The sequence below is a fragment of the Brachybacterium ginsengisoli genome (genome assembly GCF_002407065.1).
GTDB classification, from domain to species: domain Bacteria; phylum Actinomycetota; class Actinomycetes; order Actinomycetales; family Dermabacteraceae; genus Brachybacterium; species Brachybacterium ginsengisoli.
The window spans coordinates 3,852,757-3,868,985 of the sequence record NZ_CP023564.1; the positions used below are offsets into that span (position 1 = coordinate 3,852,757).

General features: G+C 72.2%; 16 protein-coding genes. 7 read left to right on the plus strand and 9 right to left on the minus strand.

What is annotated here, in order from left to right:
* Positions 1 to 47: 47 nt before the first annotated feature.
* The 6 genes from CFK41_RS17180 to CFK41_RS17210 form a co-directional block, all read right to left on the minus strand.
* Positions 48 to 749, minus strand: coding sequence for a GntR family transcriptional regulator (locus CFK41_RS17180; protein ID WP_096800778.1), 702 nt, complete (start codon positions 747 to 749; stop codon positions 48 to 50).
* Between the two features lie 168 nt (positions 750 to 917).
* Positions 918 to 1,925 (minus strand): Gfo/Idh/MocA family protein, encoded by a 1,008-nt coding sequence (locus CFK41_RS17185; RefSeq protein WP_096800779.1) that lies wholly within the window; start codon positions 1,923 to 1,925, stop codon positions 918 to 920.
* A complete protein-coding gene (locus CFK41_RS17190) occupies positions 1,919 to 2,911 on the minus strand; it encodes a Gfo/Idh/MocA family protein (protein ID WP_096800780.1) in 993 nt (330 codons plus the stop codon). Before CFK41_RS17190 ends, CFK41_RS17185 begins: the two co-directional genes overlap by 7 nt.
* 516 nt (positions 2,912 to 3,427) lie before the next feature.
* Complete coding sequence (locus CFK41_RS17200; RefSeq protein WP_096800782.1) at positions 3,428 to 4,420, minus strand: transketolase family protein; 993 nt, start codon at positions 4,418 to 4,420, stop codon at positions 3,428 to 3,430.
* Positions 4,417 to 5,295, minus strand: a complete 879-nt coding sequence (locus CFK41_RS17205; RefSeq protein WP_096800783.1) for a transketolase — start codon at positions 5,293 to 5,295, stop codon at positions 4,417 to 4,419. The genes CFK41_RS17200 and CFK41_RS17205 overlap by 4 nt, the downstream gene beginning before the upstream one ends.
* The gene (locus CFK41_RS17210) at positions 5,292 to 6,044 is read right to left on the minus strand and encodes a FadR/GntR family transcriptional regulator (RefSeq protein WP_169928862.1); all 753 of its coding nucleotides are present in this window, start codon (positions 6,042 to 6,044) and stop codon (positions 5,292 to 5,294) included. Before CFK41_RS17210 ends, CFK41_RS17205 begins: the two co-directional genes overlap by 4 nt.
* A gap of 444 nt (positions 6,045 to 6,488) precedes the next feature.
* On the opposite strand from CFK41_RS17210, the gene CFK41_RS17215 reads away from it, so the two are divergent.
* The 4 genes from CFK41_RS17215 to CFK41_RS17230 all read left to right on the plus strand — a co-directional run bounded on the left by CFK41_RS17215 (position 6,489) and on the right by CFK41_RS17230 (position 10,577).
* Positions 6,489 to 7,259, plus strand: coding sequence for an SDR family NAD(P)-dependent oxidoreductase (locus CFK41_RS17215; RefSeq protein ID WP_096800785.1), 771 nt, complete (start codon positions 6,489 to 6,491; stop codon positions 7,257 to 7,259).
* A complete protein-coding gene (locus CFK41_RS17220) occupies positions 7,256 to 8,086 on the plus strand; it encodes a sugar phosphate isomerase/epimerase family protein (protein WP_096800786.1) in 831 nt (276 codons plus the stop codon). Before CFK41_RS17215 ends, CFK41_RS17220 begins: the two co-directional genes overlap by 4 nt.
* Positions 8,087 to 8,160: 74 nt before the next feature.
* Positions 8,161 to 9,612, plus strand: a complete 1,452-nt coding sequence (locus CFK41_RS17225; RefSeq protein WP_096800787.1) for a GntP family permease — start codon at positions 8,161 to 8,163, stop codon at positions 9,610 to 9,612.
* Between the two features lie 65 nt (positions 9,613 to 9,677).
* The gene (locus tag CFK41_RS17230; protein ID WP_096800788.1) at positions 9,678 to 10,577 is read left to right on the plus strand and encodes an NAD(P)-dependent oxidoreductase; all 900 of its coding nucleotides are present in this window, start codon (positions 9,678 to 9,680) and stop codon (positions 10,575 to 10,577) included.
* A 30-nt stretch (positions 10,578 to 10,607) separates the two neighbouring features.
* On the opposite strand, the gene CFK41_RS17235 is transcribed toward CFK41_RS17230, so the two are convergent.
* Both CFK41_RS17235 and CFK41_RS17240 read right to left on the minus strand, forming a co-directional pair.
* Positions 10,608 to 11,825, minus strand: coding sequence for a nucleoside permease (locus CFK41_RS17235; RefSeq protein WP_096800789.1), 1,218 nt, complete (start codon positions 11,823 to 11,825; stop codon positions 10,608 to 10,610).
* An 89-nt stretch (positions 11,826 to 11,914) separates the two neighbouring features.
* Positions 11,915 to 13,258, minus strand: a complete 1,344-nt coding sequence (locus tag CFK41_RS17240) for an aminotransferase class I/II-fold pyridoxal phosphate-dependent enzyme (RefSeq protein WP_096800790.1) — start codon at positions 13,256 to 13,258, stop codon at positions 11,915 to 11,917.
* A 152-nt stretch (positions 13,259 to 13,410) separates the two neighbouring features.
* Here CFK41_RS17240 and pdxS point away from each other — a divergent pair, with 152 nt between their 5' ends.
* Together pdxS and pdxT are read left to right on the plus strand one after the other, a co-directional pair.
* Positions 13,411 to 14,322, plus strand: coding sequence for a pyridoxal 5'-phosphate synthase lyase subunit PdxS (pdxS, locus tag CFK41_RS17245; protein WP_096800791.1), 912 nt, complete (start codon positions 13,411 to 13,413; stop codon positions 14,320 to 14,322).
* The gene (gene pdxT / locus CFK41_RS17250) at positions 14,319 to 14,927 is read left to right on the plus strand and encodes a pyridoxal 5'-phosphate synthase glutaminase subunit PdxT (RefSeq protein ID WP_096800792.1); all 609 of its coding nucleotides are present in this window, start codon (positions 14,319 to 14,321) and stop codon (positions 14,925 to 14,927) included. Before pdxS ends, pdxT begins: the two co-directional genes overlap by 4 nt.
* A gap of 37 nt (positions 14,928 to 14,964) precedes the next feature.
* Here the strand turns inward: pdxT and CFK41_RS17255 are convergent, their stop codons facing one another.
* On the minus strand, positions 14,965 to 15,459 hold the full coding sequence (locus CFK41_RS17255; RefSeq protein WP_096800793.1) for a flavodoxin domain-containing protein: 495 nt from the start codon (positions 15,457 to 15,459) through the stop codon (positions 14,965 to 14,967).
* 212 nt (positions 15,460 to 15,671) lie between these two features.
* Here CFK41_RS17255 and CFK41_RS17260 point away from each other — a divergent pair, with 212 nt between their 5' ends.
* A complete protein-coding gene (locus CFK41_RS17260) occupies positions 15,672 to 16,220 on the plus strand; it encodes an AMIN-like domain-containing (lipo)protein (RefSeq protein WP_096800794.1) in 549 nt (182 codons plus the stop codon).
* Positions 16,221 to 16,229: the final 9 nt, after the last annotated feature.

The following is a 16,229-nucleotide window of genomic DNA, read 5'->3' on the forward strand; positions in this document are numbered from 1 at the left end:
CCCGCACCGGGGCCGGGCGACTGCGCCCGCCGATCGCGACCTGCCGACTACGCCCCGCCGTGCCCTGCGCCGCCCTCGGCCCCGCTGAGGGACCGGGCGAGCACCCCGTCCAGATGCGCGGAGAGCGCCCGCAGCGCCCCGTCGTGGTGATGCTGGCGGACCATGTCCAGGATCTGGCCGTGCTCGTGATGGGCGATGTGTCCGTCGAAGGTCTCGGGGCCCCCGGACCAGGTCTGCCGCATGCGGTGGGAGTAGGTGCTGAGGTTCTCCACCATGGTGCGCAGGTACCGGTTGTCGGCATGGGCGAAGAACACCTGGTGGAAGGCCCAGTCGGCACGGAAGTGCTCGTTGAGCAGGGCGTAGTCGTCGCTGCCGTCCTCGCCGATGCGGGCGAGCACCTCGGCGTGGGTGCGGTGGGCCTCGTCGAGGTCGGCCACGAGCGCGTCGTGCGCGCGGAAGCTGCGTCCCAGCGCCGCCGACTCGACCACCTTGCGGGCGTCCAGGAGCTCCGTCATGTGCGCCGCGTCCAGCGGGGGCGCGACCACGTAGCCGCGCAGCGCCACGTACTCGACCAGGCCGGACCGCTCGAGGGACACCATCGCCTCGCGCACGGGAGTGGGCGAGACCTCGAGGTCACGGGCCAGCCCGTCGATGCTGAGCCGCGAACCGGGCGCCCACTGCGACTCGAGCAGACGCTGGAGGATCAGCTCCTCGACCTCGGCGCGGAGCACCTGTCGTCGCACGGCCATCTCGGCACTCTCTCTCTTCCCCGGGGACACCGTCCTCCCGAGGGATCGGGCAACGTCTCGAGCCACCCTATAGGAAGTGGTCCTCTCGGGGCGGGGACTCGGCAGGACCGTGCCGGGCGGGGAGCCGCGGCGCCGGAGCGCCGCGGATCTCCCCGATGACCTGCCCGCTCAGACCTCGGCGAGCGCGACCGGCTGCCCGGTGCGCACGGACTCCTGCGCGGCGGCGACCACGCGCACGGTGCGCAGGCCCACGGCGCCGGTGGGGTCCACGGCGCGGCCGTCCCGCACGGCGGCGAGGAAGGCCTCGACCAGCTCGCCGTCCAGATCGCTGCCGTAGGGCAGCCACTGGCCGGGCCCGCCCACGTGCTGGGCGAAGGCGTCGATCTGGAGCTGCCCGCCGGTGCCGAGCGCCTGCAGCCGCAGTCCGCCCCAGGTGGCGGCGTCGTTCGGGAGGGACCAGGAGCAGTCGATGGTCGCCACGATGCCCGAGTCATAGGTCAAGGTGACCAGGCCGCCGGTCTCGGCTCCCTCCCCCGCCCGATCGGCGTGGAGGATCCGGTTGGTGGTGGCGTGCACGGTCGCCGGGGCGCCCAGGACCGAGTCGAGGATCTCGGCGAGGTGGACGGTGTGGTCCACCATCGCGCCGCCACCGGCGAGGGCCACGTCGGTGAACCAGTCGCGGGCGGTGGGCAGCTTGCCGTTGTTGGTGCCGGTCAGGCCGATCACCTCGCCGAGGGCGCCGTCGGCCACCGCGGTGCGCAGGGCGCCGACGGCGGGCGAGAAGTGCACCGGGAAGGCGGTCATCAGCACCACGCCCGCCTCGCGGCAGGCCTCGACCATGGCCTCGGCATCGGGGACGGTGGTGGCCAGCGGCTTCTCGCACAGCACGTGCACGCCGCGGCGCGCGGCCTCCAGGACGAGGTCCTTGTGATGGGCGTTGGCGCTGGTCACGACGATCGCGTCGGGGCCCTCGGGCCAGGCGTTCCAGGCCTCCTCGTAGGAGGGGACCACGCGCACCCCGCGCACGTCGCCGAAGCCGTCGGGGTCGGCGACCACGAGCTCCACATCGGCCCGGGCCTCGAGCAGGGCGGCGTACGACCCGGCGTGGGTGTGCGCGCAGCTCATCAGGGCGATCCGGAGCGGTGCGGCGGGATCGAGGGGGCGTGCGGTCAGCATGTGATGCTCCGTCCGGTGCGCAGGGACTCGAGGGCGGCGTCGGCGACCTCCACGGCGCGGACGCCGTCGGCCGCATCCACCCGGGCGGGGCCGCCGTCGGAGAGCGCGGTCACGAACTCGACGATCTCGGCGGCGTAGGGGTCGCGCAGGGTGGAGACGTCCGGGAGGAAGCCGTCCCCCGAGGCGTGGCGGGCGGAGGCGACCGCGTCGAACATGATCCCGGGGTCCTTGGTGCTGTCGTACTGCAGCTGCCCGCCGTCGCCGGAGAGGTCGAAGGTGTAGCGGAACTCGGTGCCGGCCGGGCCCCAGAAGCCGCGGCAGTGGGAGATCGCGCCGGAGCGGTGGGTGAGCACCACGTGGGCGGTGCGCACGGCGGGGTCGGAGGCGGCGATCGACTGCTGGGCGTAGACCCGCTCGACGGGGCCCGCGAGCCACAGCGCCTGGTCGATGTCATGGATCATCTGGTCCATGACGATCCCGCCGGAGAGGGCCTCGTCGGCGTACCAGTCGCGGTCCGGCAGGGATCCGGTGCGCTCGAAGCGCAGCACGGCGAGGGATCCCACGGCGCCGGCGTCGATCGCGCGCTTCGCCGCGGCGTACTGCGGGAAGTAGCGCACCACGTGGGCAGGGAAGAGCGTCCGGCCGACGCGCTCGGCGTGCGCGAGGAGATCCTGGGCCTCCGCCGGGTCCAGAGCCAGCGGCTTCTCGCAGATGACGTCCTTGCCGGCGTCCAGCGCGGCGCGCACGAGATCGGGGTGCGCCGGGGTGGGAGCGGTGATGTCGACCAGATCGACCGCAGCCAGCAGCTCCTCGAGGGTGGAGTGGACGCTCGCGCCGCTCTCGGCGGCGTACTGCTCAGCCCCCTCGAGGCTGTAGCAGTGCAGCTCGACGTCGAGCTCGGCCCAGCCGGGCAGGTGCGCGCGGGAGATCCCGCCGGTGCCGACCACGCCGACGCGCAGCGGGGCGGCAGGTGATGACTGGGCCATGGCCCACCTTTCCTGGCTCTCCCGGCAGCGGCGCCGAGGACCTCCGCACCGCACCGCCGGGACCTCATTATGAAACCTGATTACAGAAGTCTTGCCGGGGGTCCGGGACGTGTCAAGGGGGCGGGCGATGGGGCCCGCGGGCGGGGGCGACGCGATCACACCCCGTCCCCGCGGGCCGCCGTGCTCAGAGCAGTCCGCCGAGCAGTCCGCCGATGAGCCCGAGGACGGAGTCGAGAAGGCCGGTGACGAGTTCCATGAGAGGTCCTTTCGCAGCGGGGCGGAGCGGTTCCGCCCTCCCCTCCACCCTCCCGTCCGACGCCTCGAGGGGCTCAGGACGGGGGCGTGAGTTACCCGTTCGTCATCAACGGTCCGCGGTGCGGTCGGTGGTGGAGGCGGGGTGATCCGTGGGCGACGCGTGCGCGTGGGCCCCCGGATGGTTCGGAACCTGACGGTTCCGGTGCGGCGGACATGGGCGGGGACGGGGACGCGGCTCCATGGCCACGCCCGCCCCTCACCTCACAGCAGCCCGCGCACCCGCTCGACCATCGCCCCGACGCTCACGCCGTAACGGTTCTCGAGGGTGGGCAGGGCTCCGGCCTCGAGGAACGCGTCGGGCAGACCGATCGGGGTCACCTTCTCCCCCAGGCCGCGGGCGGCGACGATGCGAGCGACGGTGTCGAACAGCCCGCCCACCACGGAGTGGTTCTCGGCGGTGAGCACGAGGCGCCCCTTGCCGAGCTGCGCCACGAGGGCCTCCTCGTCGAACGGTTTGATGGTAGGCGCGTGCAGGACGGCCACGCCGATGCCGTCGGCCTCCAGCTCCTTCGCGGCGTCCAGCACCCGCTCGGTCATCAGGCCGCTGGAGATGAACAGGACGTCGGCGCCGTCGCGCAGCAGCTTCGCCCTGCCCAGCTCGAAGCTGTAGTCGTACTCGTCGAGCACGGCGGGCACCTTCCCGCGCAGCACGCGCAGGTACGTGGGTCCGTCGTGCGCGGCGAGCTGGGGCACGGCCTGCTGGATGTCGATCGCGTCGCAGGGGTCGACGATGGTGAGGTTCGGGGCGGCGCGCAGGATCGCGAGGTCGTCCGTGGCGGCGTGCGAGGGGCCGTACCCGGTGGTGAGCCCGGGCAGCGCGCACACCAGGTTCACGTCGAGGTTCGCCTCGCAGATGTCCAGCAGCAGGAAGTCGTGGGCACGACGGGTGGCGAACACCGAATAGGTCGAGGCGAAGGGGACGAATCCCTCCATCGCCAGTCCCGTGGCGGCGCCGAGCAGCGCCTGCTCGGCCATCCCGATCTGGTAGAACCGATCCGGCATCTCGTCGCGGAAGATGTGCAGGTCGGTGTACTTCGCGAGGTCCGCGGAGAGGCCGACGATCCGCTCGTCCTGCCGCGCGGCCTCCACCATGGCGTGGCCGAAGGGCGCCGCGACCGCGCGCTGCCCGGCCTTCGCGAGGTCGGCGCTCATCGCGCCGGAGCGGAGGTTCTGGGTGCTCGTGCTCTGGTTCATCGTCCGATCTCCTGCGTCAGCGCCTGGTGGCTCTCGGCCAGCTTCTCGTGGGCGCGCGCCCACTCCTCCTCGTCGACCTTCATGAAGTGCAGCTTCTCGCGCTCCTCGAGGAAGTCGACGCCCTTGCCGAGCGTGGTGTCGACGATGAGCACCCGCGGGCGGGGGTCCTCGATCTCGCGCAGCTCGACGAGGGTCGTCAGCAGCTCCTCGATGTCGTGGCCGTCGCAGCGCCGGGCGATCCAGCCGAAGGCCTCGAACTTGTCGGTGACCGGCTCCATCGAGAGCATGTGGGTGGACTTCCCGTCGGCCTGCTGGTCGTTGAAGTCCACGATCGCGATGAGGTTGTCGAGGCTGTGGTGGGCGGCCACGGCGGCGGCCTCCCAGGTCGATCCCTCGCCGAGCTCGCCGTCGGAGAGCAGGTTGTAGACGAAGCGGTCGGACCCCTTGCGCTTGAGCCCCATCGCCACGCCGTTGGCGATGCCGAGGCCGTGGCCGAGGGAGCCGCCGGAGATCTCGACGCCCGGCGTGTAGGTGCGCATGGAGGACATCGGGAAGCGGCTGTCGTCGCTCGCGTAGGTGCTCAGCTCCTCGACGGGGAAGAACTTCGCCTCGGTCAGCGCGGCGTACAGCGCGAGGGCGTAGTGGCCGATCGAGAGCTGGAAGCGGTCGCGGTCCTCGCTCTCGGGGTCCAGCGGGTCCAGCTGCAGCTGGTCGGTGAACAGCACCGCGAGGACGTCGGAGATGTCGAGGGCCTGGCCGATGTAGCCCTGGCCCTGCACCTCCGCCTGGATCAGCGCGTACTGGCGGATGCGGAAGGCGGCCTCGCGGAGGCGGAGGATCCGCTCCGGGTCCGGGCTCGTCCTGGTCGTTGTCACGGTCGGTCATCTCCTCGTTCGGTGGTGGTCTCGTCCTGGGGTGAGGCGGCGCGCGAGATGCGCCGCCACTGGTCGAAGTGCTCGGTCATCGCGGCGGCGACCGCGCTCCGTCGCCGGGAGCGCAGGGCCCGGGTGATCTCGAAGTGCACCGAGTCGCTCGCGAACATCTCGGGCACCTCGCCGCCGTTGGCGGCGATCTCCTTGCTGATCACGACGCGGCGGCGCTCGAGCAGGAGGTCGTGCAGCGCGTGGTTCATCCCGCCCGCCACGAAGCTCATGATCGGGTTGTCGAGGATCTCGAACAGCGCGAGATGGAAGGCGTGGTCGGCCGTGAGCCCGCCGACGAAGTCGCGGTTCGAGGAGGCGTCGACCATCGCGTAGACGAGGTCCTCCAGCTCGTGGATCTGCTGGTCGGTCACGCGCTCGACCATCCGCGGGGCGATCGCGATCTCGAGCATCTCCCGCGCCTCGGCGATCTGGGCGACGCTCACCATGCCGGCGCGCAGCATCAGCTCGAACACATTGCCGCTGCCGCCGTCGAAGGACGGGGTGACCAGGACGTTCCCGCTCCCCTGCACCTTCTTCAGCATGCCCAGCATCTGCAGGCCGGAGAGCCTCTCCCGCACCCTCGCCCGCGACATCCCACTCACCTCGGCGAGTCGCCGCTCGGTGGGGATGAGGAGTCCGTCCTCGACCGGCGTGCCCTCTCGCACGAGGCTGTCGAGGAACTCCAGGGTCTCGGCGTCCATGGGACCTCCTTCGGTCGGCATCGTGTCGGGCAGTGCGCTGGCCACGGGCGGTGCGCGGGACGGAGCCGGCGAGGCTCCGGCGCCCGCGCCTCGGTGCCCTCGGCGTCGGGACGATGCAAGCACGCCCCCGGGAGACCAGCAATCAGCGGGGGATGCTCCACCACCCCGTCGGCACGGAACCGCGCTGGTCAGCGACCGTTCCCGACAGGAACACATTGGTCGACCATTCTTCCACGGGGCGCCCCGTCGGCCGCTCGAGCGCCCATCGCATCGCGGTGGTCTGACCAATATTCGACCCACTTCCCCGCTCTGAACTGCACTGTTGCTCGGGGAGCCGCACAGCGCGCCGACGCACAGGTTGTCCGACCACTGCTTCGCTCATAGCGTCACCTCGATCCGTTAGGGCCCAGCGCCCATCCACATCGACGTGAGGGGAGTGCACCGATGCACACACCGCCCAGCCAGCACCGCACCGCAGTCGTCACCGGCGGCGCCGGCCACCGGAGCATCGGTCGCGCCACCGCCACCCGCTTCGCCCGCGAGGGCTGGGCAGTGGCGATCCTCGACATCGACGGAGAGGGCGCCCGCACCCTCGCGAGCGAGCTGGCCGCCGAGCACGGCATCGCCGCCGAGGGGTACGCCCTGGACGTCACGGACTCCGCCGCGGTGGACGCCGTCGCCGCCCGGATCGCCGAGAGCGACCTCCCGCCCGTGGGCGCCCTGGCCAACATCGCCGGCATCCCCTCCCCGGTCCCGTTCCTCGAGGTCACCGACGAGCTGTGGGACAGGATCCTCGCCGTGAACCTCAGCGGCAGCTTCTACACCTGCCGCGCCTTCCTGCCGGCCATGCTCGAGGGCGGCTACGGCCGCATCGTGAACATGTCCTCGGTCTCCGCGCAGCAGGGCGGCGGGGTGTTCTCCAAGACCCCGTACTCCGCGGCGAAGGCCGGCGTGCTGGGCCTGACCCGCTCCCTGGCCCGCGAGATGGCGCCCGAGGGCATCACCGTCAACGCGGTCTCCCCCGGCGCGGCCGACACCACCATCCGTGGCAACACCTCCGCCGAGTCCGAGGCCGCGCTCTCCGCCTCGATCCCGATGGGCCGCCAGGCCTCGGCCGACGAGATCGCCGCCCTCGTTCTCTGGCTCTCGAGCGAGGACGCCGGCTACATCACCGGCACCACCCAGGCCATCAACGGCGGCGCGTACATCTCATGACCGCACCCTCCGAGCGGGTCGGGATCTCGACCATCTCCTTCCGCCACCGCCCGCTGCCCGAGGCGCTGCGCCTCATCGCGGCGACCGGGGCGCGCGAGATCGATCTCGGCGCGATCCCCGCCGTCACCGACCACGTGCCGGTGCCCTTCGACGGCGAGGCCTCCGAGTACGCGAGCGCGATCGGCGCAGCGGGCCTCACCGCCGGAGCGGTCAACGCCGATCCCGGCGACCTCAACGACCCGGCGCTCACCGCCGAGGCGCTGGCCTCGGTGATCGTCCCGCTGGCGGACCTCGCCGCCGCGCTCGGCGCCGCGCTCATCGTGCCCGCCGGCCGCGCGGACCACGCCCCGTTCGTGGGTCACGAGGCGGATCTCGACCGCATCGCGGAGAACCTCGCCCTGATGTCCGGGCTCTGCGCCGAGCGGGGCGTGCGCCTGCTGGTGGAGGTGCTGCACCACCGCCGGTACGTGCACACGGTCGCCGATGCCGATGCGATCCTCGACCGCTGCCCCGCGAGCCTCGTCGGCGTGCTCTTCGACGTCTCGCACGTCGTCGCCTCGGACGAGGACCCGCTGGCCTGGGCGCGCAGCCTCGGCGATCGGATCGAGCGGGTCCACCTGCGCGACGCCGTGCCGGGGAACCTCAACCTCTCCCTCGGCGCCGGCCAGGTGGACGTCCCCGCCCTGGTCCGGGCCCTCGAGGAGCAGGGCTTCTCCGGCACGTACATCCTGGAGCTCGAGACCCACGACATCGCCGAGCAGGATCGGGAGGCCGACGTGGCCCGCAGCCACGCCGAGGTCTCCGCGCTGCTCTCGCCGCTCCCCTGACCCCCTGCGGCCGATCCGGCCGCCCCCCCCCGCAGGCCGCGCACCGCTGCGCGCCCGACCCTCCTGGAGGAACCATGGACACGATGGTGATCGTCCATCTCGTGATCGCGGTCGTCGCGATCATCCTGCTGATCTCGTGGGCGAAGCTGAATCCGGTGATCTCGCTGGTGATCGGCTCGCTCTACCTGGGCCTTGCCGCCGGTCTGGGGGTCACCGGCACCGTGACCGCCGTCAACCAGGGCTTCGGCGACCTCATGATGGAGGTCGGCCTGATCATCGGCTTCGGCGTGATGATCGGGACGACCCTCTCCGTCACGGGGACGATGCAACGGGTCGTCGACGCCCTGCTCACGGTGGTGGGGCCATCGCGCTCCCCCTACGTGCTCGGCCTCGCCTCCGGCATCCTGTTCCCCTCGATCTACTTCGACGTCGCGCTCGTCATCCTCGCGCCGATCGCCGGGGCCATCGCCAAGCGCACCGGTCGCAGCGTCGCGGTGCTCGCCGGCGCCCTCGCGATCGGGCTCGAGGTCGGCCTGCTGATCGTCGTCCCCGGTGTCGCCGCCGTGGCGGTCGCCGGTCCGCTCGGGATCCCGCTGGGCACGCTGCTGCTGTGGAGCATCCCGCTGGGCATCGTCTTCATCGTCGCCAGCATCTTCCTGCACTCGCTGCTCATGCGGAGGATCTTCGATCCGGCCACGGACCTCGACCACGACTTCGACGACTCCATCTTCGGGGAGTCCCCCGCAGAGACCGTCGCCGGGGACGGCCCCGCCGCGGAACGCACGACGGAACCGCCCGCGCAGGACGGCGGGGGCTCCGGCGCAGCCGCCCCGCACGGCGGGTCCGTCGCCCTCACCCGCGACGCGGCGCCGACGGCTCATCGCTATCCGCTCGTGGTCGCGATGCTCCCGGTGATCGTCCCGGTGGTCCTGATCGTCCTGGACACCTTCACCCAGGCGCTCGGCCACACCTTCTCCGTCCTCGGCTTCCTCGGGAGCCCCGTCGTGGCGCTCCTGATCGGGCTGATCATCGGGATCATCCTCGCGGTCCCCGAGGTCACGCGCGGAGGCATCGACGACCTCGTGTCCAAGGGCGCCTCGACCGCGGGCTCGATCCTGCTGTTCACCGGTGTGGCCGGATCCCTCGGTGCGGTGATCACCGAAGTGGGCGTCGGAGACATGCTGGCGGGCCTCTTCCAGGCCAACGCGACGCTCCCGGTGCTGCTCGCCTGGGTGGTGGCGGCCGTCCTGCGCCTCGCGCAGGGATCCGCCTCGGTCGCCGCCATCACCGCCGCGACCCTGCTCGCGCCGATCATGGGATCGATCGACGCCACGCCGCTGCTGATCCTCCTCGCCGCCGGCAGCGGTGCGGCGCTGGGCGGCCACGTCACGGACAACACCTTCTGGATCTTCAAGCAGATGCTGGGCTTCACCACGAAGGGGACGTTCAAGATCTACACGCTCGCGCAGTCGACTTTCGCCGTCGTGGGCCTCGCCGTCTGCCTGGTGCTCGATCTGTTCCTGTGAACCACCCCCTCCCCTCCCCTGATCGAACCGCCCGTGACCTGCGGGCCCGGAAGGATCCTCCGCTCATGACCTCTCCCTCCGCGGGCACCACCCGCATCACCGTCGTCGGCATCGGCGCGATCGGCCTTCCGATGGCGCTGCGACTGCTGGAGGCGGGGTTCCCCGTCACCGGCGTCGACCCCTTCGAGGCCTCGCGCACCCGCGCGGCCGCGCGGGGGCTGCCCGCCGAGGCGACCTCCGCCTCCGCCGCGGAGGCCGACGTGGTGATCTGCATGGTCGCCACTCCGGAGCAGCTCCGCCAGGCCGCTCTCGGAGAGGACGGCCTCCTGCGCCGCATGAGATCGGGGGCGACGCTCGTGGTGATGAGCACCGTGGGCGTGACCCCTGTCCAGGAGGTCCTCGCCGCGGCCGAGGGCACCGGGGTCACCGTGCTGGACGTCCCGGTGACCGGGGGCGTCGCGGGCGCGGAGGCGGGAACCCTCACGCTCTTCGCCGCCGGGGACCCTGCCGGCCTCGAGCGCCTGGGCCCGGTGCTCGCGCCGCTCGGCACGGTCCGGCCCTGCGGCGAGGCGGTGGGGAGGGGCCAGGCGATGAAGGCGGTGAATCAGCTCCTCGCCTCGGTGCACCTGGTCGCGGCGGCGGAGGCGCTCGCCTTCGCGTCGGCCCTCGGCCTGGATCCCGAGGACGCCTTCGGGGCGGTCTCCGCCGGAGCGGGCGGCTCATGGATGCTCTCCGACCGCGGGCCCCGGATGCTCGAGGGGCTCGATGCCGAGATCACCAGCACGATCGGGATCTTCGTCAAGGATGCGGGACTGGTGTGCGACATGGCCGAGGAGCTCGGCTTCGACGCCCCGCTCGTGGCCGCCGCCCGGGATCGCTTCCTGGCGGCGTCGGCCCAGGGCCTGCTCCCCCGCGATGACTCCCAGGTGATCCGCACCTATCTGGACGCAGGCGCCACCCGCTGACGGGGTCCCGCCTCGAGCGCCGCCACCGCCTCACCGCACGGCGTCGGCAGTCTCCTGCTCCCGGAACAGGCTCGCGAAGAAGACCGTGACCAGCACCGCGAGCGCGGCGGGGATCAGCCAGATGGTGAGCCAGCGGTGGGTGCCGTCGGCCGCCAGGAAGGCGTCGACGATGGGGCCGGAGATCAGCGAGCCGATCAGCAGGCCCACGCCGTAGGTGGCCAGCGAGATGAGGCCCTGCGCGGCCGAGCGCACCTTCTTCGGGGCGAAGCGGTCGGTGTAGATCTGCCCGGCCACGAAGAAGAAGTCGTAGCAGACGCCGTGCAGCAGCAGGCCCAGGATCACCAGCCAGATCATCGAGCCGGCGTCGCCGAAGGCGAACAGCGCGTAGCGGGCGGCCCAGGCCAGCATGCCGATCAGCAGGGTGCGCTTGATGCCGAGCTTCTTCAGCATGAGCGGCATGATCAGCAGGAACAGCACCTCGGAGACCTGGCCGAGGGACTGCACCGCTGCCGCGCCCGGCACCCCGATCTCGTTGAGGTAGAGGTTGGTGAAGTTGTAGTAGAACGCCAGCGGGATGCAGATGAGGATCGAGGCGACGAAGAAGACCAGGTAGGAGCGGGTCTTCAGGAGGGCGAGGGCGTCCAGGCCCAGGATGTCGCGCACGGTGGCGGGGCCGTCGGACGTCTCCGGCGGGGTGTGCGGGAGGGTGAACGCGTAGACGCCCAGCAGGGCGGAGCCGATCGCGGCCATCACGAAGGTGTTCGAGAGCGCGTCGCCGCTCTCCCAGCCGAGCCAGCCGATGAGCAGACCGGCGATGATCCAGCCGATCGTGCCGAACACGCGCACGCCCGGGAACTGCTTCTCCGGGCTCTCCATCCGTCGGAAGGAGATCGAGTTGGCGAGCGCGAGCGTGGGCATGAAGGAGACCATCGCCAGCAGCGCGAACACGAAGAAGGCGCCGAAGTCCTCCTGGCGACCCGCGAGGAACAGCATCACGGCGCTGAACAGGTGGAGCACGCCGAGGATGCGCTGGGCGGCGAAGAAGCGATCCGCGATCAGCCCCACGATGAAGGGGGCGAGGATCGCGCCGAGGGACTGGGTGAGGAAGGCGAGGGAGATCTGGCTGCCGCTGGCCTGGAGGTCGTTCGCGAGATAGGTGCCCAGCGTGACGAACCACGCGCCCCACACGAAGAACTCCAGGAACATCATCGTCGAGAGGCGGAATCGGGTGAGGGCATCGAGTCTCATGGCTCGGTAACCTAATGCGCCCGGCGCGCGCACGGGAGGGATCTGTCGAACCCGGCGCCCGAGGCGCGCTGGACGAACCCCCGAGAACCTCAGACCCGTGCGGCCGCGGCGAGGTCCGCGGCGAGCCGTTCGAGCTCCGCGCCCTCCAGGTCGTGCACGGTGAGGCGCAGGTGGTTGGACGGTTCGGCGCCCGGCGCGAGGCGGAACTCGTCCCCGGTGCGCACCCGCCAGCCGCGGCGGGCGAGCTCGGCGGTGACCTCCTGCGCCGGCCGGGGCAGCGGCACCCACAGGCTCATCCCGTCACCGGCGGTCAGGGGCAGGCCCTGGGCGGTGAGCAGCCGCGCGGCCTCGGCGTTGCGCTCGGCGTACCGACTGCCCGCCTGGTCGATGAGCTCCCGGGCCGACTGCTCCCGCAGCACGCCGTGGGCGAGGCGCTGCAGCAGATGGCTCACCCAGGTGGTGCCGGAGCTGAGGCGCAGCGCGAGCCGGTCGGCCGTGGTCGGATCGGTCGCGGTGACGGCGAGGCACAGGTCGGGGCCGAGGAACTTCGAGACCGAGCGCACCAGCGCCCAGCGCCGATGCTCCGGGCCCACGACGGAGCGGAACGGGGAGCGGGAGAGGAAGGAGTAGTAGTCGTCCTCGATGACCAGCACGTACGGGTGCTCGGCGAGGACGTCGCGCAGCTCGGCGGCGCGCTCGGCGCTCAGGGACGCGCCGGTGGGGTTCTGGGCGCGCGGGGTGATCACCACGGCGCGGGCGCCCTCCTCGAGCGCGGCGCGCAGCCCGTCGGCCGTCATGCCCTCGGAATCCACCGGCACGGGCAGCGCCCGGTAGCCGCCGTGGCGGACGGTCTGGATGCTGGCCAGGAAGCACGGGTCCTCGAGCGCCACGGCGTCGCCGCGCACGAGGGCCTGGGCGAGCAGGCGCTCGATCGCGTCGACCGCACCGCTGGTGAGGGTGAGGCGCACGTCCTGCCCGGTGGGGACGTCCGGTGCGGTCCAGTCCCGGACCCACAGCTCGAAGTCGGGATCGATGACCGGCTCGCCATAGAGCACCGGGCGGCCGACGGCGGCGGCGAGCGCGGGCGCGAGGTCGGGGATGAGGGCGGGGTCCGGGTTGCCGGAGCCGAGGTCTCGCAGCGCGCCCTGCTCCGGATGGGCGGGAGCCTCGGCGAAGCCCTCCTGGGGAAGGGCGGCGCGGGAGGCGACGCGGGTGCCGGCGCGGCCCTGGGCGATCACCACACCGGAGCGGGCGAGGGCGCGGTAGGCGGCCACGGCGGTGTTCCGGTGCACGCCGAGCTGGGCGGCGAGGGCGCGCACCGGCGGCAGCGGGTCGCCCGGGGCGAGGGCGCCGCGGTCCACGAGGGTGCGCACGCTCTCGGCGATCTCCGCCGCGGTGCCGCCGCTGATCGCCTGTTCGTCGCCGGGTTCCACGGAGTCGAGTGTAGGCGGCGCCCACCTGTCGACCCTCCCGAGACTGTTTGGCACATGCCATGCTATTTTCTGGCACAGATCATAGTGGTGCAGGGAGGGTCACGGCGTCCGATGCCGTCGGCCCGCGCCGCGCGAGAGACGGGACAGGACCCATGAACGCGACCCCCACCAGCACGAACGCCCCCACGACCGGCACCGGCACCGTGAAGCGCGGCCTCGCCGAGATGCTCAGGGGCGGCGTCATCATGGACGTGGTCACCGCCGAGCAGGCGAAGATCGCCGAGGACGCCGGCGCCGTCGCCGTCATGGCGCTCGAGCGCGTCCCCGCGGACATCCGCGCCCAGGGCGGGGTGTCCCGCATGAGCGACCCGGACATGATCGACGGCATCATCAGCAGCGTCTCGATCCCGGTCATGGCCAAGGCCCGCATCGGCCACTTCGTCGAGGCGCAGGTGCTCCAGGAGCTCGGCGTGGACTACATCGACGAGTCCGAGGTGCTCTCCCCCGCGGACTACGTCCACCACATCGACAAGCACCGCTTCACCGTCCCCTTCGTGTGCGGGGCGACGAACCTCGGCGAGGCGCTGCGCCGCATCACCGAGGGCGCCGCGATGATCCGCTCCAAGGGCGAGGCCGGCACCGGCGACGTCTCCGAGGCGACCAGGCACATCCGCACCATCACCGCCGAGATCCGTGCGCTCGCGGCCAAGGGCGAGGACGAGCTCTACCTCGCTGCGAAGGAGCTCCAGGCCCCGTACGCGCTGGTCAAGGAGATCGCCGAGACCGGTGAGCTGCCGGTGGTGCTGTTCACCGCGGGCGGCGTGGCCACCCCGGCGGATGCCGCGATGATGATGCAGCTCGGGGCCGACGGGGTGTTCGTCGGCTCCGGGATCTTCAAGTCCGGCGACCCCGCGAAGCGCGCCGCGGCGATCGTGCGCGCGACCGCCTTCCACGACGATCCCGCCGTGATCGCGGAGGCCTCCCGCGGCCTCGGCGAGGCGATGGTGGGCATCAACGTGGCGGACCTCCCGGCCCCGCACCGCCTGGCCGAGCGCGGCTGGTGAACGGCGCGCCCCGCGTCGGGGTCCTCGCCCTGCAGGGCGATGTGCGCGAGCACGCGCGGATGCTGGAGGGCCTCGGCGCGCAGGTCACGACGGTGCGCCGGCCCGCGGAGCTCGCCGGGGTCGACGCCCTGGTGATCCCCGGCGGCGAGTCGACGGTCATCGATCGCCTCGCCCGGATCGGGGGTCTGCGCGAGCCGCTGCGGGAGGTGATCGCGGGCGGGCTGCCGGTGCTGGGCACCTGCGCCGGGCTGATCCTGCTCGCGCAGCGCCTGGTGGACGGCGTTCCCGGCCAGGGGACCTTCGGCGGGCTCGACGTGACCGTGCGGCGCAACGCCTTCGGCGCTCAGGTGGAGTCCTTCGAGACCGGGATCGCGGTGCCGGATCTCGGCACGGCACCGGTGCGCGCCGTGTTCATCCGTGCCCCGCTCGTCGAGCAGCTCGGCTCGGGGGCGAGGGCCCTGGTCACACTTCCGGACGGGCGGATCGTCGGCGCGGAGCAGGCGGCGGTGACGGGCCTCGCCTTCCACCCCGAGTCCACCGGGGAGCGGCGCTTCCACGAACGGCTGCTCGCACAGGTCGCCCGTCGGCAGGACGCCGCGGCCTGACCCGCAGGGCGGCCGACGGGCCCGTCGGCCGCTCGCCTCAGCCGCGCAGAAGCGGCGCGATCTCGTGCCCCCAGGCCTCCACGGCGGCCAGGTCGCGGAAGTCGCCGGTGGGGGTGCGCATCGAGGTCAGCAGCACACGTTCGTGCAGCGGGATCCGGTCCATGAGCACCCAGCCGGGGAAGTTCCGCACCGCGACCGGGGTGAAGGCGGCGCCGGCGAGGAAGGTGTCGGTGGCCTTCTGCCGGCCGGCCTTGGCCGGATCGGCGGCGGAGCCCGAGCAGGAGAAGAAGGCGACCGGCATCTCGGAGAGCACCGCAGAGTGGGTCTTCGCCCAGGTCGCCGCGGACTTCTCGACGGATTCGACCCGGACTCCCGAGCCGAGCACCACCGCGTCGTGGCCGGAAGGGTCCGGGCCCTCCTCCACATCGACGAGCTCCACCGTGAGCCCCTCGGCGCGCAGGGCACCGGCGAGGGTCTCTGCGATGGTGCGGGTGGCTCCGGAGTGGGTCGCATAGGCGAGGAGGACGCTCATGGACACATCGTGCCAGGGCATTCGCGCGGCCACCCGGGACCGAGGTCTCAGCAGGTCCCTGCTGCCGCGTACCGGACGGCGGAGCACCAGGTCAGCGACAGATCACGATTCATAGGTCATGACCGGCCGGTCACTGGATATGCCCGATCCGCAAGCGGACAATTCGGGTATCCGGGGCTGCAACGGCCCCGCCGGTGCCCTAGGAGGCAGCCATGAAGAAACGCATCCTCTCCGCCCTCGCCAGCGGTGCCCTGCTCCTGGGTCTGGGCCTGGTCGCCCCGGCCTCGGCCGGCGCCGCTCCGTACTGCGGGATCCGCTGGGGCTCCCTGCCGGAGTCCTCCTCGGGGATGTCCTCGGCCCAGGTCGAGGATCTCCGCCCCGGTCGCCACGACTGCTTCGACCGGCTCGTGGTCGATCTCGAGGGCGACGTCAACGGATACTCCGTGGCCTACGTGAGCCGGGTCAGCCAACTCGGCTCCGGGACCACCGTGCCGCTCAGCGGTGACGCCGACCTGCAGATCCTCGTCAACGCGCCTGCTTACGACAGCCGGGGCGACGCCACCTACTCCCCGCGCACGCCCTCGCGCGCTGTGGACGTCAGCGGCTACCGCACCTTCCGCCAGGTCGCCTTCACCGGATCCTTCGAGGGGCAGACGCTCATCGGACTCGGCGTGCGCGCCCGGCTCCCGATGCGGGCGTTCGTGCTCGACGGCCCCGGGACCGGCTCCCGTCTGGTCGTCGACGTCGCGCACAGCTGGTGAGGCGCTCCC